Here is a 19,982-nt window from a genome sequence, read left to right on the forward strand (position 1 = left end):
GCGTGCTGCGGGCCATCCGTTTCAGTCGCGACGCCGAGGCGAACCGGTCGCGGGCGAGGATGTCGCGCCCGATCAGGTAGCCGGTGCTGAGAGTCGGCCGTACCACGTGACATATTACACATTACTCCCTAGACTGGCCGGATGGCAGGCGTTCTCGATTCCATCCAGTTCATCGACGGCGGGGCCGTCGAACGCCGCGTAGCGATGCACGCCGCCATCCGCGCCGTGCAGGACCTCGTGCGAGGCGGGTTCGATCCCGACGATGATCCGCCACGCGACATCGTCGACGTGCCGAACGGGCAGCTGCTGCTCATGCCGTCGGCGATCGACGGCCTCGCCGGCCAGAAGCTCGCGACGGTCGCGCCCGCGAACCCCGCGCGCGGCCTCGAGCGCATCCAGGCGATCTACCTCGTGCTCGACGGCGACACGCTGGCGCCGACTGCGCTCGTCGACGGCACCGCGCTGACGAGCCTGCGCACGCCGGCCGTGTCGGCGGCGGTGCTCGACCTCATCGCGACGCCCGACGCCGCATCGCTCGTCGTGTTCGGCACCGGACCCCAGGGCGTGCGCCACGTCGAGGCGATGGCCGCGATCCGCGACCTGCGACGTGTGCGCATCGTCGGCCGCGACCGCGCGAAGGCCGAGGAGGCCGTCGAGGCGGCACGAGCGTATGCACCGACTGCGGATGTCTCGGTGGGCGCTCCCGCGGACGTGGCCGACGCCGACCTCGCGGTCTGCGCCACGACGGCGACCGAGCCACTCTTCGTCGCCGACCTCGTCTCCGACCGGGCCGCGATCGTCGCGGTCGGATCGCACGAGCCCGACCGGCGAGAACTCCCCGGCGCGCTCCTGGGCCGCGCCCAAGTCATCGTCGAGACCGATCGCATCGCGCGCACCGAGGCGGGCGACGTGATCATGGCGGTCGCCGAAGGTCACCTCTCCCCCGATTCGGTCGTGCCGATGGCGCGCATCCTCGACGGACGGGAGCCTGTGCGCTTCGACCGACCGCGCGTGTTCAAGAGCTGCGGCATGGGATGGCAGGACCTCGCAGTCGCGAGGCTCGCACTCGAGGGCGCCGCCGGCGGCGGAAGGACGGACTGATGCGCTGGAGCACCGAGGACTGGCACACCGCGGGCGAGCCGTTCCGCATCGTCGAGGGCGTCACGACCGACGGCGCGACCGTCGCCGAGCGGCGCGTCCACGCGATGACTGGCGACGCCGACGCCGTACGCCGCTTCCTCTGCCTCGAGCCGCGCGGGCACGACGACATGTACGGCGGATTCCTGACGCCGCCCGATGACGACGGCGCCGACTTCGGCGTGCTGTTCTGGCACAAGGACGGCTTCTCGACCGCGTGCGGGCACGGCACGATCGCGCTCGGCGCGTGGGCGGTGCGCACCGGACTCGTGCCGGCCCCCGACGACGGTGAAGCGGTCGTCACGATCGACGTCCCGAGCGGTCGCGTGCAGGCGCGCGTGCAGCGCGAGGGCGGGCGCACGACCGGGGTCGTGTTCCGCAATGTCGAATCGCGGGTGCTCGAACGTGGCATCCGACTCGCGACGTCGGCCGGCGAGGTCGAGGTCGACCTCGTGTTCGGCGGCGCCGTCTACGCGACGTTGCCTGCCGCGGCGGTCGGTCTCACGGTCGCCCCGCAGCACACGACCGAGCTCATCCGGCTCGGACGCGAGATCAAGTGGGCCCTGAACGACCATCCGGCCGCGCAGCTCGAGGACGCGCGACTCTCGGGCGTCTACGGCTCGATCTGGGTCGAGGATCTCGGTCGCACGGAACGCGGACCCTGGCAGCGCAACGTGACCGTCTTCGCCGACGGCGAAGTCGACCGCAGCCCCTGCGGATCGGGCACCGCCTCACGCGTCGCGCTGCTCGCGCACACCGGCGAGCTCGGCGAGGGCGACGTCCTCACGCACGACTCGATCATCGGCACGCGGTTCCTCGCACGCGTCGCGGAGCGTACCGCGGATGGCGTGATCCCCGAGGTGACTGGCCAGGCCTATCGCGTCGGTCGGAGCGAGTTCGAGCTCGACGAGGGCGACCCGCTCGTCGACGGCTTCAGCCTGCGCTGACCGCGACGGCGCCCCGGCGGGAAGATCGCCGGGGCGCCGTCGCATCCATCGTTCGTCAGTACTCGCCGGCGAGGCTTCCCCACCCTTCCGACCGGCCCGCGGTGCTGCGCCGCTGCGGCACGCCCCACGGGTTGTCGTCGCGCAGCGGCGGCGGGAGCAGCGCCTGCGGGGCGCCCTGGTAGGCCACGCCGCGCAGGAACCGGGTGATCGCCGCGGTGCCGACGCTCGTGGCATCCGTCGTCGTCGCCGGGAACGGGCCGCCGTGCTGCATCGCGCTCGTCACCGACACCCCGGTCGGCCAGCCTCCGAAGAGCACCCGCCCGCTGGTCTCGGCCAGCGCGTTCACGAGGTCGGCCAGCCGCCCGTCGGCGAGCTCGTCGTCGCTCGCGTGCACGGTCGACGTGAGGTTGCCGGGGAACAGCTCGCGGTGCAACGCGGGCAGTGCGTCGGGGTCGGCATAGCGCACGAGGATCGAGAGCGGCCCGAAGGACTCCTCGAGCAGCTCGTCCCGGTGCTCGCGCAGCGTGTCCACGTCGACCTCGACGACCGTCGGAGTGGCGAAGCGCTGCTCGTCGTCGTCGACCCGGACCGCACCCTCGGCCAGGACCGTCACGCCCGGCGCGCCGAGGACCGATGCCCGTCGGTCCTCGAAGGCACGGCCGATGCCCGGGTTGAGCAGGCGATGCTCGGGCAGACCGGACGCCGCCTCGGCGATCGGCTCGAGCGCGGCATCCGCCGGGACGAACAGGAAGCCCGGCTTCGTGCACAGCTGCCCCGCCGAGCCCGAGACCGAGCCGAGGAAGCCCTGCAGCAGCTCGGGCTCGGTCGCGACCGCACCGGCCGTCGCGTACACGGGGTTCACGCTGCCGAGCTCGCCGTAGAACGGGATCGGGCGCGGCCGCGACGCCGCCATCTCGGCGAGCAGGGTCCCGACGTGCGTCGAGCCCGTGAACGCACCGGCACGGATCCGGTCGTCGCGGAGGAGGGCGACCCCGTTCTGCTGGCCCTCGACGAGCTGGAAGACGCCGTCGGGCATGCCGGCCGAGGCGAGCGCCGACGCGACGACCTCCGCCGTCCGCCGCGAGAGCTCGGGGTGGCCCGAATGCGCCTTCACGATGAGCGGGCATCCTGCGGCGAGCGCGGCGGCCGAGTCGCCGCCCGCGACTGAGAACGCGAACGGGAAGTTCGACGCGGCGAAGTTCAGCACCGGCCCGACCGGCTCGAGCACGCGGCGCACGTCGGGCCGCGGCCCGATGACGTAGCCGGGGTCGGCGTCGTCGATGCGGGCGTCGAGGTAGGCACCGTCGACGATGACCTCGGCGAAGAGGCGCAGCTGGTTGCTGGTGCGTCGCACCTCGCCGGTCAGTCGCGCCTCGGTGAGGCCGGTCTCGCGCATCGCGATGGCGATGAGCTCGGGTCCGGCCGCGTCGATCGCGTCGGCGACGGCGACGAGGGCGTTCGCCCGCGCCTTCGGGTCGGTGTCTGCGAAGGGGCGCGCCGCGCGCGCGGCGTTCTCGGCGATCCGGTCGATGTCCATGGATGCTCCTGGTCGTTCGGGTTCGTGGGTGATCAGAAGACGAAGCCTTCGGGGAACGGGTCGTCCTCGTCGAGGAAGTACTGGCCGATGCCCGTGACCCAGGCTCGGCCGGAGATGGTCGGCACCACCGCGCGGACGCCGCCGACCGCGGTTTCGCGCAGCAGGCGGCCGGTGAACTCGCTGCCGATGAACGACTCGTTCACGAAGTCGGTCTCGAGCGCGAGCTCGCCGCGCGCGTGGAGCTCGGCCATACGTGCGCTCGTGCCGGTGCCGCACGGCGAGCGGTCGAACCATCCGGGATGGATCGCCATCGCGTGGCGCGATCGCACGGCGTCGGACCCGGGCGCGATGAACTCGACGTGGTGCACGTGGTTCGCGCCGGAGAGCTCGGGATGGCGCGGCGGGCGCTGCTCGTTGATCGCGTCCATGATGGCGAGCCCGGCGCGCAGGATGTCGTCCTGGCGGGCACGGTCGAACGGCAGGCCCACGTCGTCGAGGTCGACGAGCGCGTAGAAGTTGCCGCCGAACGCGACCGAGTACGGCACCTCGCCGTAGCCGGGCACCTCGATCCGCTCGTCGAGCCGCTCGACGAAGCTCGGCACGTTCTCGATCGTGACCCGCTTCGCCCGGCCGCCATCGACCTCGACGCGTGCGACCACGAGCCCGGCCGGCACGTCGAGTCGGATCTCGGTGACCGGCTCGGTCACCTCGACCATGCCGGTCTCGACGAGCACGGTGGCCACGCCGATCGTGCCGTGGCCGCACATCGGCAGGAAGCCGCTCGCCTCGATGAACACGACACCCCAGTCGGCGTCGTCGCGCGCGGGCGGCTGCAGCAGCGCGCCCGACATCGAGGCGTGGCCGCGGGGCTCGTTCATGAGCATTCCGCGAAGCCCGTCGAGGTGCTCCATCGCCCAGAGCCGCCGCTCGTTCATCGTCGCGCCGGGGATCCGACCGACGCCGCCCGTGACGACGCGCGTCGGCATGCCCTCGGTGTGCGAATCGACGGCCGAGACGACCCGGCGCGCACGCATCAGGCGACCGCCGCCGATCGGGCCGCCAGGGCCGCGAGCGCCCGCTCGGTGTCGGCCGTGACCTGTGCGTGCTGCTCAGCCGAGAGCGGACCGCGCGGCGGGCGCGTCGGGCCCCCGTAGGAATTGCCGCAGATGTCCATCGAGAGCTTGATGGCCTGCACGAACTCCGTGCGCGAATCCCAGCGGAACACCGCGACGAGCTGCTCGTACAGCGCCTTCGCCTCGTGCCACTTTCCGTCGGCGCACAGGTTGTACAGCTCGACCGCCTCGCGCGGGAAGGCGTTCGGGTAGCCCGCGAACCAGCCCACCGCACCGTTGACCATCAGCTCGAACAGCACGTCGTCGGCGCCGGCGATGATGTCGATGTCGCACAGTTCCTTGATCTCGTAGACGCGGCGCACGTCGCCCGAGAACTCCTTGATCGCGACGACCGCGGGGATCTCGGCGAGCCGCGCGACGAGCGACGGCACGAGGTCGACCTTGGTGTCGAACGGGTTGTTGTAGGCCATGATCGGCAGGCCGACCTTCGCGACCTCCTCGAAGTGCGCGATGACCTCGCCCTCGTTGGCGCGGTAGACGGTCGGCGGCAGCAGGAGCACGCCGTCGGCGCCGTCCTCGCGGGCGTACTCGGCCCACTTGCGGGCCTGGTGGCTGCCGACTCCGTGCGCGCCGGCGATCACGATGCCGCGACCGTCGACCGCCTCGACGGCGACCTGGATGACCTTGCGGCGCTCCTCGTCGGTGAGGGACGAGTACTCGCCGAGCGATCCGTTCGGGCCGACGCCGCGGCATCCGTTCGACATGAGGAAGTCGACGTGCTCGGCGAAGCGGTCGTAGTCGACGGCGAGGCCCGCCGGGGCCGACGGGTCCTCTCGGAAGGCGAGGGTGGTGGCGACGACGACGCCGCCGAGGTCCATGTTCTGCTCGGTCATTGCTGCTCCTGGTGCTGGGTGTGGTGGTCGTGGAGGCCGGCGAGTTCCCCGATCCGGATCGAGGAGAGCACCGGCCGGTGGTCGTAGTCGACGGATGCCGCGACGAGCGCTTCGACGCTACGCCCGCAGGTGCGGCCCTGGCACGCGCCGAGTCCGGCCCGAGTCGCGAGGCGCATGCCGCGGCTCGACGCATCGGCGTACTCGGCGATTCGGGCGCGCGTGACGGACTCGCATCGGCAGACGATCGTGTCGTCGTCGAGCCAGGCCGTCCATCCGGGTCGGATGGCGTGGGTCGCGAGGCGTTCGGCGAACACGTGCATGCGCCGCCGTGCGGTGAGGATGCGGCGCAGGCGCAGGTCGTCGAGCGCGCCGCCGGCCGCCGCGAATCCGGCGACCGCGCCCTCGGCGAGCGCCGCGTCGGCGCCGGCGATGCCGGTGACCTCGCCGGCCGCATAGACGCCGGGGACGGTCGTGGCCTGGCGCTCGTCGACCTCGACGAAGCGGTCGGCGGAGATCGCGCACCCGGCCTGGATCGCGGCTTCGAGGCGGGGCGTGAACCCGTGGCCGAGGGCGACCGAGTCGCAGTCGACGACGCGCTCGGTACCGGGGATCGGACGCCACTCGGCATCGATGCGCTGGACGGTCACCGCCTCGACGGCGTGCTCGCCGTGGATGCGCGTGACGGCGCTGCCGAATCGGTACGGAGTCCGATGGCGGGCCAGGTCGCCGACGTACTCGGCGAGTTCGCCGGCCTTGCCCACGGCGCCCGCGAGCTGCCACGGAGCTCGGCCCCAGCCCCGCGCGATCGCGGCGGATCCGACGGCCTCGACGACCTCGGCGACCGTGCCGCCGGCCAGGCCGATGCTCGCGGCGACCGGGAGCAGGAAGGGCCCGGCGCCCGCGACGACCGTCCGGCGTCCGGGCGCGACGCCGTCGCGCTTCGCGAGCGCCTGAGCGGCTCCAGCAGTGATGACGCCGGGGAGCGTCCATCCGGGCACCGGCAGCGCGCGATCGTGGGCGCCTGTCGCGATGACGAGGGCGTCGCCCTCGATGGTGTGGCCCATCCGGCCGGCCGAGTCGGCGGGGCCGACGAGCGCGTGCACGCGGAGGCCGTGATCGCTCTCGACGTGCCAGACGCTGGCCTGTGTGTGCACGTCCGCACGGTGGAGGGCGCCGCGCAGCCGCTCGAAGCGCGCCCACTGATGCTGCATGCGCGGATCGGTGAGCCCGTCGTGGTGACGCCAGAACTGGCCGCCCGGGCGCTCGCCCTCGTCGAGCACCGTGACCTCGGCCCCGTGTGCGAGCGCGGCCTGCGCGGCGGCGAGCCCGGCGGGGCCGGCACCGAGGACGACGACGCGGCGGCTCATCGTGACTCCCGCTCGATCACGTCGCCGTCGCGTGCCGTGCGCTGGCATGCGCGCACGCCCTCGACGCCGTTGACCGTCACGAGGCAGTCCTGGCAGATGCCGATGCCGCAGAAGACGCCGCGTTCGGCGCTGGCGGCCGTGCGCCAGCTCCGATGCCCGGCGCCGATGAGCACGCCGGCGATGGTCTGGCCGTCGCGCCCCTCGAGCGCGGTGCCGTCGACCGCGATGCGGATGCTCATGCCGCCTCCCCGAGGCTCGCGCGCGTGGGCAGGAACGGTGCCGGGTCGAGGGGCGCCGGGATCCCGAGCACGGCGTGCGCGATGAGCTCGCCGGTCGTCGGCGCGAGGCCGATGCCGGCACCCTCGTGCCCGGCGGCGTGGAACAGGCCGCCGACGCGGGCGTCCGCGCCGATCACGGGCAGGTGGTCGGGCGTGTACGGCCGGAATCCCACGTAGCTGCGGAGGAGCATCGTGTCGGCGAGGAACGGGAAGAGTCGCGTCGCCTTCGCGGCGATCTCGGTGATGGGGGCCAGCGTGCCGTTCGTCGAGAATCCGACGCGTTCGCGGCTGGACCCGATGAGCACGGTGCCCGCGGGGGTCGACTCGACGACCGTCGAGGTCTGGAGCGCGGCGTCGCTCGACCCCACCGCGCCGACGTAGTCGGCGTCGTACACCTTGTGGAAGACGCGCTGCGGCATGGGCGTCGTGACGAGGATCGCGCCCCGCCGCGGCCGGATGTCGAGGCGCGCGCCGAGCAGCGCGGCGACCTCGCCGGCCCACGGACCGGCGCAGTTGACGACCGCGTCGGCCATGATCTCGCCGTCGGGCGTGGCGACGCCGGCCAGGCGGTCGCCGATGCTGACGGCACCGCTGACCTCGGCGATCCGGAACTCGGCACCGAGCCGCCGGGCGCGTGCGAGCATGGCCTGCGTGGCGAGGCTCGGCTGCACCTGGGCGTCGTCGGGGTAGTGGATGCCGCGCGCCACTTCAGGGCTGAGGTGAGGTTCGAGGCGGCGGAGGTCCTCGGCCGACGCGGCGTCCGCCCGGATCCCGATCGCGCGCTGGGACGCGGCGAAGGCGTCGAGCGCGGCGGCCCCGCCGGCGAAGGCGACGACCACGCCGCCCTTCTCCTCGAATTCGGTCGCCGGCTGGCCGGGCGCACGGTCGTCGTCGAGCCTGGCGGCCAGGTCGCTCCACGCGCGCCGGGCGACGATGGCGAGGTCTGCCTCGGCACCCGGACCCTTGTCCGACACGAGGATGTTGCCCTCGCAGCGGCTGGAGGTCTCGGCGGCGACGCCGGTGCGGTCGACGACGACCACCTCGGCGCCGGCTTCGGCGAGCGCGAGCGCGCACGAGGCGCCGATGGCCCCCGCACCGATCACGACGATCCGCATGCCGCCCTCCTGACTGTGATACGTGACATATTACCGGTTCGGAAGCGGAAGCGCACCCCACGTGACGTGGGAGCGCTCCGCCGTCAGGCTCCCAGATAGGCCTCGACCACGCGCGGGTCGCGCGCGAGCTCGCTCGCCGGACCTGAGAGCGTCACCGCTCCAGTCTCGATGACATACGCCCGATGCGCGATCTTCAACGCCGCCCGGGCGTTCTGCTCGACGAGCAGCACCGTCGTCCCCTGCGCGTTGACTGCCGAGATGACCTCCATGACCTGCTTCACGACGAGCGGTGCGAGGCCCATCGAGGGCTCGTCCAGCAGCAGCAGCTTCGGGCCGCCGATGAGCGCGCGTCCGATGGCGACCATCTGCTGCTCGCCGCCCGAGAGCGTGCCGCCCTGCTGCCTGCGGCGCTCCGCCAGGCGGGGCATGAGCTCGTAGACCTGCGCGATGCGCTCGTCGATGCGGCGCCTGTCGCGCACCGAGTACCCGCCGAGCAGCAGGTTCTCGTGCACCGTCATCGTCGAGAAGATGCGGCGGCCCTCGGGCACGTGGATGAGCCCGCTCGAGACGATGTTCCACGGCTTCGCGGTCGCGAGATCGGTGCCGTTCCACCGGACCGAGCCGGCCTTCGGCCGGACGAGTCCCGACAGCAGGTTCATGGTCGTCGACTTGCCGGCGCCGTTGTTGCCGAGCAGGCAGACGATCTCGCCCTCCCCCACGGCGAAGCTCAGCTGTCGCAGCGCGTGCACGCGGCCGTAGTAGACGTCGACGTCCTGCACCTCGAGCGCGGTCATCGCACGCCACCGTCCTTCCCATCGGATGTCGCGCCGGCGCCTGCGCCGAGGGCGTCGGCGATCGCCTCCGCCGACACGGTGCCGGTGCGCAGCCGCGTCGCATCGATCGGCTCCGCTTCCTCGTCGACGCCCAGGTAGGCCTCGATGACCAGCGGGTCCGCCTTGATCTCCGCCGGCGTGCCGTCGGCGATCTCCTTGCCGTAGTTGAGCACGACGATCCGCTCGGCCAGTTCCATGACCATGCCCATGTCGTGCTCGATCAGCACGACCGCGACGCCGAGGTCGCGGATCCGGCGGATCAGCGCCATGAGCGCCTGCTTCTCGTTGTGGTTGAGGCCCGCCGCGGGCTCGTCGAGCAGCAGCAGCCTCGGGCTCGTCGCGAGCGCCCGCGCGATCTCGACGCGGCGCTGCTCGCCGTAGGGCAGCTGCCCCACGTAGAGGTCCTCGTCATCCTCGAACCCGACGAAGTCGAGCCATCCGCGTGCCTCGCGGACGCACGCCGCCTCGGCCCGACGGTACCCGGGCGTGTGCAGGAGCGTCGACCAGAAGCCCTCGCGCAGGTTCGCGTGCATGGCCGTCTTCACGTTCTCGAGCACCGAGAGCTCGCGGAACAGCCGAAGGTTCTGGAACGTCCGCGCCATCCCCCACTTCGTGACCCGCGACGGGAGCACGCGGTAGAAGCCGAAGCTCTGGAGCAGGTTCACGAGCCGCAGCGCATGCCAGGGCTTGGGAACCTCGCGGACGATGCGCTTGCCGTCGAAGACGACGGAGCCCGACGTCGGCAGGTAGAAGCCCGAGATGCAGTTGAACGCACTGGTCTTGCCCGCACCGTTCGGTCCGATCACCGCGAGGATCTCGCCCTCGCGGACCTCGAAGCTGAGTCCGTCCACGGCCTTCACGCCGCCGAACTGGAGACGGAGGTCGCGGACCTCGAGCAGGGCGCTCATGCCTGCCTCCCTTCCTCGGCGTCGGTGGCGGGCAGGCCGTCGACCGACTCCATGACGCTCGGTTCGACGCCGGGCACGCCCTGGTCGATCGCGCCGACCGCCGACGTGAACGGCGGTGGCTGCGGTTTCGTGCGCTTCAGCCAGGGCAGCACCGCGGTCGCCGGCCACAGTCCGGCGGGACGGAACAGCATGACCACGACGAGGAGGACGCCGAAGATCAGGTAGCGCCATTCGGCGAAGTCGCGAAGCAGCTCGGGTGCGAGCGAGACGAACAGCGCGCCGATGATCACACCCGGGGTGGAACCCATGCCGCCGAGCACGACGGCCATGAGGATCAGGGCGGAGTACAGGAACTGGAAGCTGTTGGGGCTGATGGCCGACAGGTGCGTCGACATGAGCTGTCCCGCCATCCCCGCCCAGACCGCACCGATGATGTACGCCGAGATCTTGGCGACGTAGGTGTTGATGCCCATCGCCTCGGCGGCGTCCTCATCGTCGCGCACGGCCTTCCAGGCGCGGCCGAGCTTGCCCTTGGCGAGGCGTCCGGCGCCGATCACCCCGACGACGACCACGACGGCCGCCACGAAGTAGTAGAAGACGACGTAGCCCGGGAACTGGAGGCCGCCGATCGCGAAGCCGTCGTCGAAGCTCCAGCCGCCGAAGTCCCACGACGGGATGCCGTGGATGCCCGAGGGACCTCCGGTGATCTCGAGGTTGTTCGCGGTGATGCGGATGATCTCACCGAAGCCCAGCGTGACGATCGCGAGGTAGTCGCTGCGCAGCCGCAGGGTCGGTCCGCCGATGATGACGCCCGCGACGATGCAGGCGACGATCGTGGCCGGCAACGCCAGCCACATGGGGAATCCGAGCACCGTGGTGAAGATGCCGGAGACGTACGCGCCGACCGCGAAGAACGCGATGTAGCCGAGGTCGAGCAGCCCGGCGTAGCCCACGACGACGTTCAGGCCCATGCAGAGCATGACGTAGATCAGCGCACTCGTCGCGATCGACATCGTGTACCGGGAGGCGTCGAGGAACGGCAGCACGGCGAGCAGCACGACGGCGAGGATGCCGAGGGCGCGGAGGAACCCGCTCTGCGAGGTGAAGACGCCGCGTGGGGCGCGGGGACGGTCGAACAACGGGGCCGGCGCGCGCAACGGCGCGTTCTTCAGCGCGAGGTCGAGGTCGCGTGCCATGTCACATCCTCTCCACGACGCGGGCGCCGAGCAGGCCCGTCGGCTTGAACGTGAGGAACAGGATCAGGAAGGCGAACGAGAACACGTCACGCCACTCACCGCCGAACCAGGCGGCCCCGAACGATTCGAGCAGGCCGAGCAGGAGTCCGCCGAGCATCGCGCCGTAGAGGTTGCCGATACCGCCGATGACGGCGGCGGTGAACGCCTTGAGCCCGATGATGAAGCCCATCAGGAAGTCGATGGAGCCGTAGTACGCACCGGCCATGACCCCCGCCGCGCCGGCGAGCGCGGACCCGATGAAGAAGACGGTCGCGATGACACGGTTGACGTTCACGCCCATCAGCTGGGCGCCCTGCGGGTCGAGTGCGATCGCGCGCATCGCGCGGCCTTCGCGGGTCCGCTCGACGATATGCGCGAGCACGAGCATGAGCGCCGCGGCGATGACGACGAGCACGAGCTGCGAGGCGGTGATGCGCATGCCGGCGAAGTCGAAGCCGGTCGACTCGAGTCGGATGGGGAACGCCTCGGGGTTGGGGCCGAAGATCTGGCGCACGCCGTACTCGAGCGTGAAGGAGACGCCGATCGCCGTGATCAACACGGCGAGCCGCGGGCTCTTCCGCAGCGGCCGGTAGGCGATGCGCTCGATGCCGACGCCGATCAGGCCGGTCGTGACCATCGAAAGCAGCAGGATGACGACGAGCAGCGGGATGGAGGTCTCGTTCGAGATCCCGAATGCCGAGAGGGTGAAGAACCCGACGAACGCGCCGAGCATGTAGAGGTCGCCGTGCGCGAAGTTCAGCAGCTTGATGATCCCGTAGACCATGCTGTAGCCGAGCGCGACGAGGGCGTAGAACGAACCGACGATGAGGCCGTTCCAGATGAGCTGCATCACGTGATCAGACTCCTTCCGATGGCGGTCGGGACGGGCGGCGCGCGGCCGCCCGTCCCCACGGCTCAGCCCTGCAGGTCGTCCTCGAGGACGAACGCACCGGACTCGGGGTCGATCGCGACGATGACGAATCCGCCGCCCGACAGGGTGTGGTCGTCGGTGAACGTGAGCGGCCCGGCGAAGGTGTCGAACCCGTCGAGCGCCTCGATCGCGGCGATCACGTCCTCGGTCTCCGTGGACCCGGCGTCCCCGATCGCCTGCGCCACGACGCGGACGGCGTCGTAGGACTGGGTCGAGTACGGGCCGGGTGCTTCACCCGCGAGCTCGGAGTACGAGGCGATCCAGTCGTCGGCGCCCTCGATCATGTCGGGCGTCTGGGTGAAGGTCGCGACCACGTGGTCGGTGTAGCCCGGACCGGCGATCTCGGCGAACTTGGCGTCGACCGAGCCGTCGCCCACCAGGAACGTGCCGTCGTAGCCCGCGTCGGTGGCCTGGCGGACGATCAGGCCGCCCTCCTGGTAGTAGCCCGTCCAGTAGACGAGGTCGGGCTGCCCGCTCGCGAGCTGCGTGGCCACGGCCGAGTAGTCGTTCTCGCCGGGCGTCACGGTCGCCTCGAACGCGACCTCGAGGCCGGCCTCCTCGGCCTGCTCGACGAACGACGCGGCCAGGTCGGCCGAGTACGAGGTGGCGTCGTCGATCGCGGCGACGGTGGTCGCGCCGATCTTCTCCGCGTACTGCACCGCGGCGGCGGCCTGCTGGGTGCCCGTGCCGTTGATGAGGAAGACACCGGGCAGGCCCTGGACGAGCTCGTTGGAGTTCGCGGCGGGGATCACCATGGGGATGCCGGCCTCGTCGAAGATCGGCAGCGTCGGGAGCGTCGCGCCCGAGCAGTACCCGCCGACCGACGCGTGGACGCCGTCGGTCACGAGCTTGTTGGCACCGGCGACGGCCGTGGTGGCGTCGCAGGCGTCGTCCTCGACGACGAGTTCGAGGTCACGGCCGAGCACGCCGCCGTCGGCGTTCAGCTCGTCGATCGCGAGCTGCGCGCCGTTCTGCATGTAGGCGCCGAACGCGGACTCGCTGCCCGAGAACGGGGCGAGCATCCCGAGCGTGATCGGGCCCTCGTCACCGCCGCCGTCGCCGCCGCCTGCGAGGCCGCCGGAACAGCCGGTCAGTGCCAGCAGCAGACTCGCGCCTGCGGCGAGCGGGAGGAGGCGCACGCGGCGCCGGGGTCCGTGGGACATGGGTCTCTCCTCAATGCGACGTTGCAGGGACCCGCTCGCGCGTCATACGTGACATATCACTACGGGCGGTACGTGACATATTACCGATCCGCGACGTCTGCGCAAGTCGCGCGCCGCACGGAGGAATCCCCGCCCGAGCGCTAGGCCTCCTGGCGACCGCTCCAGAGACCGGACACGTGACCGATGTGCCGACGCATGAGCGCCTCGGCAGCCTCGCCGTCGCCATCGACCAGCAGCTGCACGAGTTCGGCGTGCTCGAGCGAGGAGCCCTCGAGCTCGTCGGAATCCGCCAGGTTCACCAGGCCGACCAGTCGCGTCTGCTGCCGCAGCTCGCTCACGAGCTGCACGAGCCGGCGGTTGCCGGTGCGTTCCAGCAGCGTCAGGTGGAACCTGGTGTCGGCGTCGAGGTAGTCCTCGAAGCGCCCCTCCCGGCCGGCGCGCACGATCTCGTCGGCCAGGTCCCGCAGCCGCGCGACGGTCTCATCGGGGAGTGCGCCTGCCAGCGATCGCATGGGCGGCGCCTCGAGCAGACGTCGGATCTCGCCGAGCTCCCGCAGCTCGTCGGCCGACACCTCGGTGACCTCGAACCCCCGGTTGCGGAGGGGGCTCAGGAACCCGCGCCGCGCGAGGTTCAGCATCGCCTCGCGCACCGGCGTGGCGCTCACGCCGAACTCCCCGGCGAGGGTCGGCACGGTCAGGACCGTGCCCGGGGCGAACTCGCCGGCCACGATGCGGGACGAGAGCGTGCGCTCGACCTGCTCACGGAGGCTCAGCACCTCGAGCACGCGCATCGACTGGTCGCTCATCGTCCCTCCCACTGGTGACGCATCATGCGGCACATCGTACTCGTACGTTACGTTCGCAACCCGGAGCCGACGCGGCGCCGTGCGATGATGGCCGCACGATTCCCGCTCGACCCCGGGGAGGCGGCAATGCCGATCGAGTTCGCACGGTCCGAGCGCTCGACCGTGGGCATCGAATGGGAGATCGCGATCGTCGACCGGGCGAGCGGCCAGCTCGCATCCGTGGGCGACCGCGTGCTCGCCGATCTCGCCGGAGCGGATGGCACGCCGCATCCTTGGATCACCTCGGAGCTGCTCACCAACACGGTGGAACTCGTGAGCGGCGTCCACCACCGCGTGGCCGGTGCGGTCGAGGACCTCACCGGGCAGGTCGGCGAGGTGCGCGCAGTGCTCGACCGCCTCGGCGAGTACGAGCTCATCTGCAGCGGTTCGCACCCCTACAGCCAGTGGTACGACCAGCACCTGACCGACAAGCCGCGCTACCACAAGCTCATCGAGCGCACCCGCTGGTGGGGCCGCAACATGATGATCTGGGGCATCCACGTGCACGTGGGCATCGAGGAGCGCGACAAGGCGCTGCCGATCCTCGACGGGATGCTCGCCTTCGTGCCGCACCTGCAGGCGTTGTCGGCCTCGAGCCCGTACTGGGCCGGCGTCGAGACCGGCTACGCGTCGAATCGCGCCCTGATGTTCCAGCAGCTGCCCACCGCGGGCCTGCCCTATCCGCTCTCCGACTGGGACGCGTACGAGCGCTACGTGGGCGACCTGGTGCGCACGGGCGTCATCGAGGACCACACCGAGGTGCGCTGGGACATCCGCCCGTCGCCACGCTGGGGCACGGTGGAAGTGCGCGTCTGCGACGGGGTGTCCTCCGCCGACGAGATCGGCGCCATCGCCGCGCTCATCCAGTGCCTGGTCGAATGGATGTCGGGCCGGCTCGACGCCGGCGAGATGCTCCCGGTGCTCCAGCCGTGGTACGTGCGCGAGAACAAGTGGCGCGCAGCCCGCTACGGCATGGACGCCCGGGTCATCACGGATGTCGCGGGCACCGAGCGGCCCGTCGCCGACGACCTCGCCGACCTCGTGGGCACGCTGGCCCCCATCGCCGACCGCCTCGGCTGCCGCGAGGAGCTCGAGCGCGTGCGACGGACGATCGAGGACGGGGCCGGCTACCAGCGCCAGCTGGCCGTCGCCGCCGAGCACGACGGCGACCTCACCGCGGTCGTCGCGCACCTCGCCCGCGAGCTCCGGGACGGCACCGGGCGCTGAGCGCCCGCGGCTACGCCGGGATGCGCCGTGTCCGGATCAACTCGGCGAACCAGCGTGCGCTCGCCTTGGGCAGCCGCTCGAGCGTGTCGTAGTCGACGCGGACGATGCCGAATCGCTTGGAGTAGCCGTAGCCCCACTCGAAGTTGTCCAAGAGCGACCACACCTGGTAGCCGCGCAGGTCGACCCCGCGTGCCATCGCGCGGTGGGCAGCCGTGAAGTGCCGGCGGAGGTAGTCGATGCGGTCCTGGTCGTCGACCTGCGGACCGTCGCGCCCGTCGATGACGACGTCGTCGAAGGCGGCGCCGTTCTCGGTCACCATGAGCGGCACCTCGGGGTACGCGCCGTGCAGCGCCACGAGGAGGTCCTCGAGGCCCGAGGGGTCGATGTTCCAGCCCATGGCGGTGTACGGCCCGGGCTGCCCGAGGAACTCGACGTGCTCGGATCCGGGCCACGGCGTGCCGCCCATGTCCTTGTGCCCGTCGGCGTTCACGCGCGGCGAGACGCCGTCCCACATGCGGACCGTGACGGTCGAGTAGTAGTTGACGCCGAGCAGGTCGATCGGCTGCGCGATGAGCTCGGTGTCGCCGGGCTTGACGAACGACCAGTCGGTGACGGCCGCCGTGTCCGCGATGACGTCCTCGGGATACCCGTCGCCGAAGAGCGGACCGAGGAACACGCGGTTCGCGAGCCCGTCGATGCGCCGGGCGGCCTCGTGGCCGGTCTCGCCGGAGGGGCGGATGACGTGCAGGTTCAGCGTGATCGAGAACCCGGGGTCGTTGGTCACGACCTCGCGCAGCGCACGGACCGCGAGCCCGTGCGCGAGATTGAGGTGGTGCACGGCCGAGAGCGCCTTCGCGCCGTCCATCACGCCGGGTGCGTGCGCGCCCGATCCGTACCCGAGGTACGACGAGCACCACGGCTCGTTGAGCGTCGTCCACACGGCGACGCGGTCGCCGAGCCGCTCCCCCATGATGCGGGCGTAGTCCGCGAACGCCTCGGCCGTCGCCCGGTTGGTCCAGCCGCCCTCGTCCTCGAGCGCCTGCGGCAGATCCCAGTGGTAGAGCGTCGCGATGGGGCGGATGCCGCGGGCGATGAGCCCGTCGACGAGGCGCTCGTAGAACGCGAGCCCTGCCTCGTTCGCGGGTCCGCGTCCGGTCGGCTGGATGCGCGGCCATGCGATCGAGAACCGGTACGCCTCGAGTCCGAGCTCGGCCATCAGGTCGAGGTCGGACTCCCAGCGGTGGTAGTGGTCGCACGCGACGTCGCCGGTGTCGCCGTTCCAGACCTTGCCGGGCGTGTGGCTGAAAGTGTCCCAGATCGATGCCCCGCGTCCGTCCTCACCGGCGGCACCCTCGATCTGGTACGAGGCGGTCGCGGAGCCGAGGAGGAAGCCGGGGGCGAACTCGAGGCCCGAGTCGCGGTAGTCGGCGTTGCCCGTGGTCATCGTGCGCTCCGTCTCAGCGGCCGAGGAACTTCTGGAGGGCGGCGAGCTCCTCTTCGCTCGGCGCGCCCTTCGCGCCGCCGTCGCCGCCCAGGCCGAAGCCGGATCCGGCGGGCGCGTTCGACGCGCCGGCCGGCGAGACGCCGGATGCGATGGCCGCGTTCTCGGCGGCGCGCTTGGCCGGGTTGCCCGAGCGCGAGCCCGACGACTTCTTCTTGCCCTTGGCGGCCTGGCGCTTGCCGCCGCCGTAGGTGCCGACGCCGGGGATCGGCCCCATGCCCGGAACCTGCGGCACGCCGCCGCGCGCGACGGTCTTCATCATCTTCGCGGCCTGCTCGAACCGCTGCACGAGCTGGTTCACGTCGGTCACGGTCATGCCCGAGCCCTTCGCGATGCGCAGGCGGCGCGAGCCGTTGAGCAGCTTGGGGTTGCGCCGCTCGGCGACCGTCATCGACTGGATGATCGCCTCGGTGCGCACGATCTCGCGCTCGTCGAAGTTCTCGAGCTGCTGCTTCATGCCGCCCGCGCCGGGAAGCATGCCGAGCATCTTCTTGATCGAGCCGGCGCCGCGCAGCTGCTGCATCTGCTTGAGGAAGTCCTCGAGCGTGAACTGCTCGGTCGCGAGCTTCTCGGCGACCTTGAGCGCTTCCTCTTCATCGAAGGCCTGCTGGGCCTGCTCGATGAGCGTGAGGATGTCGCCGAGGTCGAGGATGCGGCTCGCCATGCGGTCGGGGTAGAACGGCTCGAAGTCGTCGAGCGTCTCGCCGGTCGACGCGAAGATGATGGGGCGTCCGGTGACGGAGGCCACCGAGAGCGCGGCGCCGCCGCGGGCGTCGCCGTCGAGCTTCGAGAGCACGACGCCGGTGAAGTCGACGCCGTCCTGGAAGGCCTTCGCGGTGACGACCGCGTCCTGTCCGATCATCGCGTCGATGACGAACAGCACCTCGTCGGGCTTCGTCGCCTTGCGGATGTCGGCGGCCTGCTTCATCATCTCGGCGTCGACGCCGAGTCGGCCCGCGGTGTCGATGATGACCACGTCGTGCTGGGCGCGCTGGGCCTGAGCCACGGCGTCCTTCGCAACGCGCACCGGGTCGCCCACCCCGTTGCCGGGCTCGGGCGCGAAGACCTGCACGCCGGCCTGCGCGCCGACGACCTGGAGCTGGTTGACGGCGTTCGGGCGCTGCAGGTCGGCGGCGACGAGCATCGGCGTGTGGCCGTCCTTCTTGAGCCACTTGGCGAGCTTGCCGGCCAGCGTGGTCTTGCCGGCACCCTGGAGGCCCGCGAGCATGATGACGGTCGGCGGGGTCTTGGCGAACTGCAGGCGGCGCTGCTGGCCGCCGAGGATGCCGACGAGCTCCTCGTTGACGATCTGCACCACCTGCTGCGCGGGGTTCAGCGCGCGATTCACCTCGTCGCCGAGTGCGCGATCGCGCACGGTCGCGGTGAAGGACTTCACGACGTCGAGGGAGACGTCGGCGTCGAGCAGCGCGCGACGGATCTCGCGGACGGTGCCGTCGACGTCGGATGCGGAGAGCTTGCCCTTGGTGCGGAGGTTCTTGAACGTCTCGGTGAGACGGTCAGACAGGGTCCCGAACGTTGCCATAGTGGGCAGAAGTCTACTTGGCCCGAGCGGGCACCCGGTGTGCGCCCCTATGCGTCGTGGCGGACGTCGACGATCTCGCGGCCGATGTCGATCGTGGCGACCAGGCGGGCGTCGACGTCCTCGGGGGCGAGCCCGTACTCGAACTCGGCGAAGGTCTCGCCGTCGCGGTCGGCGTCGGGTCGGAGGTCGACGCGCACGAGCGAGAGGGAGCGCAGTGCGTCGATCTCGCGGTCGCCGGAGTCCCGCGTGATCGCGCCGGCCGCGGCATCCGCCTCGTCGCCTTCGCCGTCGAGCACCGCCCGCAGGAAGCGCACCACCGGCGACGCGGACGAGTCGAGCTGGCCGACGAAGAGCGTGCGCAGCTCGTCGTCGACGAGCTCGAGCTCGCCGATGAGGGTCGCCGCGGCGTCGAGGGCCGCGGTCGAGACGAGGCCGGCGTCGGCGTCGAGCACGACCTCGACGTCCTGGTCGGCGTACTGGAACCGCTCGGACCAGTAGTCGCCGACGAGCCCGAAGTAGTCGTGTTCCATCGACATGGTGCCCTCCCGCTCAGCCGACGAGCTTCTGCGCGAACACGTGGGGCGTGAAGCCCGTCAGGTCGTTGATGCCCTCGCCCTGGCCGATGAGCTTGATCGGGAGGCCCGTCTTCTCCTGGACGGCGATCACGAACCCGCCCTTCGCGGAGCCGTCGAGCTTCGTGAGCACGAGGCCGGTCACGCCCCCGTGCTCGATGAACGCCTCGGCTTGCGCGAGCCCGTTCTGGCCGGTCGTCGCGTCGAGCACGAGCAGCACCTCGCTGATCGGCGCCTGCTTCTCGACGACGCGCTTGATCTTCGACAGCTCGTCCATGAGGCCGCCCTTGGTGTGCAGGCGTCCGGCGGTGTCGATGATGACGATCTCGGTGCCGGTGCTCCTGGCGTACTCGATGGTCTGGAACGCGACCGACGCGGGGTCCTGGCCTTCGCGCTCGGGACGCACCACCGCGGCCCCGGCCCGCTCGGCCCACGTGGCGAGCTGGTCGACCGCCGCAGCGCGGAACGTGTCGGCCGCACCCACGACGACACTGCGGCCGTAGGTGCGGAGGAACCGGGCGAACTTGCCGATCGTGGTGGTCTTGCCGACGCCGTTCACGCCGACGACGAGCACGACCGCGGGTCGCTCGGTGAGCTTGAGGGTCGGGTCGTACTTCGAGAGCCGTTCCTCGACGAGCTCGCGCAGCATCCGCTGGACGTCGCGCGGGTCGGTCGTCTTGTACCGATCGACCTGCGCCTTGATGCGGTCGACGATCTCCTCGGTCACGGCCGGTCCGAAGTCGGCTCGGATCAGTGCCGACTCGAGGTCGTCCCAGGTGTCCTCGTCGATGGTCCTCGCGCCGAACACGTTGCGGAGGGCTGCGCCGAGCGACCACGATGCGCGTTCTGCCATGCCGTCCAGCCTACGGGCGATGCG

Annotated in this window: 19 protein-coding genes; 3 read left to right on the forward strand and 16 right to left on the reverse strand. The window is 71.3% G+C overall.

Annotated features, from left to right (window positions below):
- Nucleotides 1-141 precede the first annotated feature (141 nt).
- Together ACFQ58_RS10145 and ACFQ58_RS10150 are read left to right on the forward strand one after the other, a co-directional pair.
- The gene (locus ACFQ58_RS10145; protein WP_376950948.1) at nucleotides 142-1,101 is read left to right on the forward strand and encodes an ornithine cyclodeaminase family protein; all 960 of its coding nucleotides are present in this window, start codon (nucleotides 142-144) and stop codon (nucleotides 1,099-1,101) included.
- A complete protein-coding gene (locus ACFQ58_RS10150) occupies nucleotides 1,101-2,084 on the forward strand; it encodes a proline racemase family protein (RefSeq protein WP_376950949.1) in 984 nt (327 codons plus the stop codon). The genes ACFQ58_RS10145 and ACFQ58_RS10150 overlap by 1 nt, the downstream gene beginning before the upstream one ends.
- 55 nt (nucleotides 2,085-2,139) lie before the next feature.
- Here ACFQ58_RS10150 and ACFQ58_RS10155 read toward each other — a convergent pair whose 3' ends face one another.
- From ACFQ58_RS10155 to ACFQ58_RS10210, 12 genes are all read right to left on the reverse strand, one after another.
- Complete coding sequence (locus ACFQ58_RS10155; protein WP_376950950.1) at nucleotides 2,140-3,621, reverse strand: aldehyde dehydrogenase (NADP(+)); 1,482 nt, start codon at nucleotides 3,619-3,621, stop codon at nucleotides 2,140-2,142.
- A gap of 32 nt (nucleotides 3,622-3,653) precedes the next feature.
- The gene (locus ACFQ58_RS10160; protein WP_376950951.1) at nucleotides 3,654-4,655 is read right to left on the reverse strand and encodes a proline racemase family protein; all 1,002 of its coding nucleotides are present in this window, start codon (nucleotides 4,653-4,655) and stop codon (nucleotides 3,654-3,656) included.
- Nucleotides 4,655-5,587, reverse strand: a complete 933-nt coding sequence (locus ACFQ58_RS10165) for a dihydrodipicolinate synthase family protein (RefSeq protein ID WP_376950952.1) — start codon at nucleotides 5,585-5,587, stop codon at nucleotides 4,655-4,657. Before ACFQ58_RS10165 ends, ACFQ58_RS10160 begins: the two co-directional genes overlap by 1 nt.
- Entirely contained in the window at nucleotides 5,584-6,954 is a 1,371-nt protein-coding gene (locus tag ACFQ58_RS10170; RefSeq protein ID WP_376950953.1) for an FAD-dependent oxidoreductase, read from the reverse strand. The genes ACFQ58_RS10165 and ACFQ58_RS10170 overlap by 4 nt, the downstream gene beginning before the upstream one ends.
- A complete protein-coding gene (locus ACFQ58_RS10175; RefSeq protein WP_376950954.1) occupies nucleotides 6,951-7,193 on the reverse strand; it encodes a (2Fe-2S)-binding protein in 243 nt (80 codons plus the stop codon). Before ACFQ58_RS10175 ends, ACFQ58_RS10170 begins: the two co-directional genes overlap by 4 nt.
- Nucleotides 7,190-8,347 (reverse strand): NAD(P)/FAD-dependent oxidoreductase, encoded by a 1,158-nt coding sequence (locus tag ACFQ58_RS10180; protein ID WP_376950955.1) that lies wholly within the window; start codon nucleotides 8,345-8,347, stop codon nucleotides 7,190-7,192. Before ACFQ58_RS10180 ends, ACFQ58_RS10175 begins: the two co-directional genes overlap by 4 nt.
- Before the next feature lie 83 nt (nucleotides 8,348-8,430).
- Complete coding sequence (locus ACFQ58_RS10185) at nucleotides 8,431-9,141, reverse strand: ABC transporter ATP-binding protein (protein WP_376950956.1); 711 nt, start codon at nucleotides 9,139-9,141, stop codon at nucleotides 8,431-8,433.
- A complete protein-coding gene (locus ACFQ58_RS10190) occupies nucleotides 9,138-10,088 on the reverse strand; it encodes an ABC transporter ATP-binding protein (protein WP_376950957.1) in 951 nt (316 codons plus the stop codon). The genes ACFQ58_RS10185 and ACFQ58_RS10190 overlap by 4 nt, the downstream gene beginning before the upstream one ends.
- Complete coding sequence (locus tag ACFQ58_RS10195) at nucleotides 10,085-11,284, reverse strand: branched-chain amino acid ABC transporter permease (RefSeq protein WP_376950958.1); 1,200 nt, start codon at nucleotides 11,282-11,284, stop codon at nucleotides 10,085-10,087. Before ACFQ58_RS10195 ends, ACFQ58_RS10190 begins: the two co-directional genes overlap by 4 nt.
- Nucleotide 11,285: 1 nt before the next feature.
- Nucleotides 11,286-12,173: a branched-chain amino acid ABC transporter permease gene (locus tag ACFQ58_RS10200; protein WP_376951122.1), complete on the reverse strand. Its 888-nt coding sequence runs from the start codon at nucleotides 12,171-12,173 to the stop codon at nucleotides 11,286-11,288.
- A 65-nt stretch (nucleotides 12,174-12,238) separates the two neighbouring features.
- A complete protein-coding gene (locus ACFQ58_RS10205; protein WP_376950959.1) occupies nucleotides 12,239-13,417 on the reverse strand; it encodes a branched-chain amino acid ABC transporter substrate-binding protein in 1,179 nt (392 codons plus the stop codon).
- Between the two features lie 140 nt (nucleotides 13,418-13,557).
- Nucleotides 13,558-14,223, reverse strand: a complete 666-nt coding sequence (locus ACFQ58_RS10210; protein WP_376950960.1) for a GntR family transcriptional regulator — start codon at nucleotides 14,221-14,223, stop codon at nucleotides 13,558-13,560.
- 126 nt (nucleotides 14,224-14,349) lie between these two features.
- Here ACFQ58_RS10210 and ACFQ58_RS10215 point away from each other — a divergent pair, with 126 nt between their 5' ends.
- The gene (locus ACFQ58_RS10215) at nucleotides 14,350-15,489 is read left to right on the forward strand and encodes a glutamate--cysteine ligase (RefSeq protein WP_376950961.1); all 1,140 of its coding nucleotides are present in this window, start codon (nucleotides 14,350-14,352) and stop codon (nucleotides 15,487-15,489) included.
- Nucleotides 15,490-15,499: 10 nt separating this feature from the next.
- On the opposite strand, the gene ACFQ58_RS10220 is transcribed toward ACFQ58_RS10215, so the two are convergent.
- Genes ACFQ58_RS10220 through ftsY form a run of 4 tightly spaced genes read right to left on the reverse strand, consistent with a single transcriptional unit; the run spans nucleotide 15,500 to nucleotide 19,958 of the window.
- Entirely contained in the window at nucleotides 15,500-16,933 is a 1,434-nt protein-coding gene (locus ACFQ58_RS10220; protein ID WP_376950962.1) for a GH1 family beta-glucosidase, read from the reverse strand.
- 13 nt (nucleotides 16,934-16,946) lie between these two features.
- Nucleotides 16,947-18,533 carry a signal recognition particle protein gene (ffh, locus tag ACFQ58_RS10225; protein WP_376950963.1) on the reverse strand — a complete coding sequence of 529 codons (1,587 nt, stop codon included), beginning with the start codon at nucleotides 18,531-18,533 and terminating at the stop codon, nucleotides 16,947-16,949.
- 47 nt (nucleotides 18,534-18,580) lie between these two features.
- Complete coding sequence (locus tag ACFQ58_RS10230) at nucleotides 18,581-19,069, reverse strand: hypothetical protein (protein WP_376950965.1); 489 nt, start codon at nucleotides 19,067-19,069, stop codon at nucleotides 18,581-18,583.
- Between the two features lie 13 nt (nucleotides 19,070-19,082).
- Nucleotides 19,083-19,958 carry a signal recognition particle-docking protein FtsY gene (gene ftsY, locus ACFQ58_RS10235; protein ID WP_376950966.1) on the reverse strand — a complete coding sequence of 292 codons (876 nt, stop codon included), beginning with the start codon at nucleotides 19,956-19,958 and terminating at the stop codon, nucleotides 19,083-19,085.
- Nucleotides 19,959-19,982: the final 24 nt, after the last annotated feature.

The organism is Agromyces sp. NPDC056523, from assembly GCF_042794545.1.
Classification (GTDB): Bacteria; Actinomycetota; Actinomycetes; order Actinomycetales; family Microbacteriaceae; genus Agromyces.

Bases quoted from the DNA above. Each gene is read 5' to 3' on its own strand.
- ACFQ58_RS10150 (WP_376950949.1), top strand. From the start codon at position 1,101: ATGCGCTGGAGCACCGAGGACTGGCACACCGCGGGCGAGCCGTTCCGC.
- ACFQ58_RS10190 (WP_376950957.1), bottom strand. From the start codon at position 10,088: ATGAGCGCCCTGCTCGAGGTCCGCGACCTCCGTCTCCAGTTCGGCGGC.
- ACFQ58_RS10155 (WP_376950950.1), bottom strand. From the start codon at position 3,621: ATGGACATCGACCGGATCGCCGAGAACGCCGCGCGCGCGGCGCGCCCC.
- ACFQ58_RS10220 (WP_376950962.1), bottom strand. From the start codon at position 16,933: ATGACCACGGGCAACGCCGACTACCGCGACTCGGGCCTCGAGTTCGCC.
- ACFQ58_RS10170 (WP_376950953.1), bottom strand. From the start codon at position 6,954: ATGAGCCGCCGCGTCGTCGTCCTCGGTGCCGGCCCCGCCGGGCTCGCC.
- ACFQ58_RS10210 (WP_376950960.1), bottom strand. From the start codon at position 14,223: ATGAGCGACCAGTCGATGCGCGTGCTCGAGGTGCTGAGCCTCCGTGAG.
- ffh (WP_376950963.1), bottom strand. From the start codon at position 18,533: ATGGCAACGTTCGGGACCCTGTCTGACCGTCTCACCGAGACGTTCAAG.
- ACFQ58_RS10180 (WP_376950955.1), bottom strand. From the start codon at position 8,347: ATGCGGATCGTCGTGATCGGTGCGGGGGCCATCGGCGCCTCGTGCGCG.
- ACFQ58_RS10165 (WP_376950952.1), bottom strand. From the start codon at position 5,587: ATGACCGAGCAGAACATGGACCTCGGCGGCGTCGTCGTCGCCACCACC.
- ACFQ58_RS10175 (WP_376950954.1), bottom strand. From the start codon at position 7,193: ATGAGCATCCGCATCGCGGTCGACGGCACCGCGCTCGAGGGGCGCGAC.
- ACFQ58_RS10195 (WP_376950958.1), bottom strand. From the start codon at position 11,284: ATGGCACGCGACCTCGACCTCGCGCTGAAGAACGCGCCGTTGCGCGCG.
- ACFQ58_RS10145 (WP_376950948.1), top strand. From the start codon at position 142: ATGGCAGGCGTTCTCGATTCCATCCAGTTCATCGACGGCGGGGCCGTC.
- ACFQ58_RS10185 (WP_376950956.1), bottom strand. From the start codon at position 9,141: ATGACCGCGCTCGAGGTGCAGGACGTCGACGTCTACTACGGCCGCGTG.
- ftsY (WP_376950966.1), bottom strand. From the start codon at position 19,958: ATGGCAGAACGCGCATCGTGGTCGCTCGGCGCAGCCCTCCGCAACGTG.
- ACFQ58_RS10205 (WP_376950959.1), bottom strand. From the start codon at position 13,417: ATGTCCCACGGACCCCGGCGCCGCGTGCGCCTCCTCCCGCTCGCCGCA.
- ACFQ58_RS10215 (WP_376950961.1), top strand. From the start codon at position 14,350: ATGCCGATCGAGTTCGCACGGTCCGAGCGCTCGACCGTGGGCATCGAA.
- ACFQ58_RS10200 (WP_376951122.1), bottom strand. From the start codon at position 12,173: ATGCAGCTCATCTGGAACGGCCTCATCGTCGGTTCGTTCTACGCCCTC.
- ACFQ58_RS10160 (WP_376950951.1), bottom strand. From the start codon at position 4,655: ATGCGTGCGCGCCGGGTCGTCTCGGCCGTCGATTCGCACACCGAGGGC.
- ACFQ58_RS10230 (WP_376950965.1), bottom strand. From the start codon at position 19,069: ATGTCGATGGAACACGACTACTTCGGGCTCGTCGGCGACTACTGGTCC.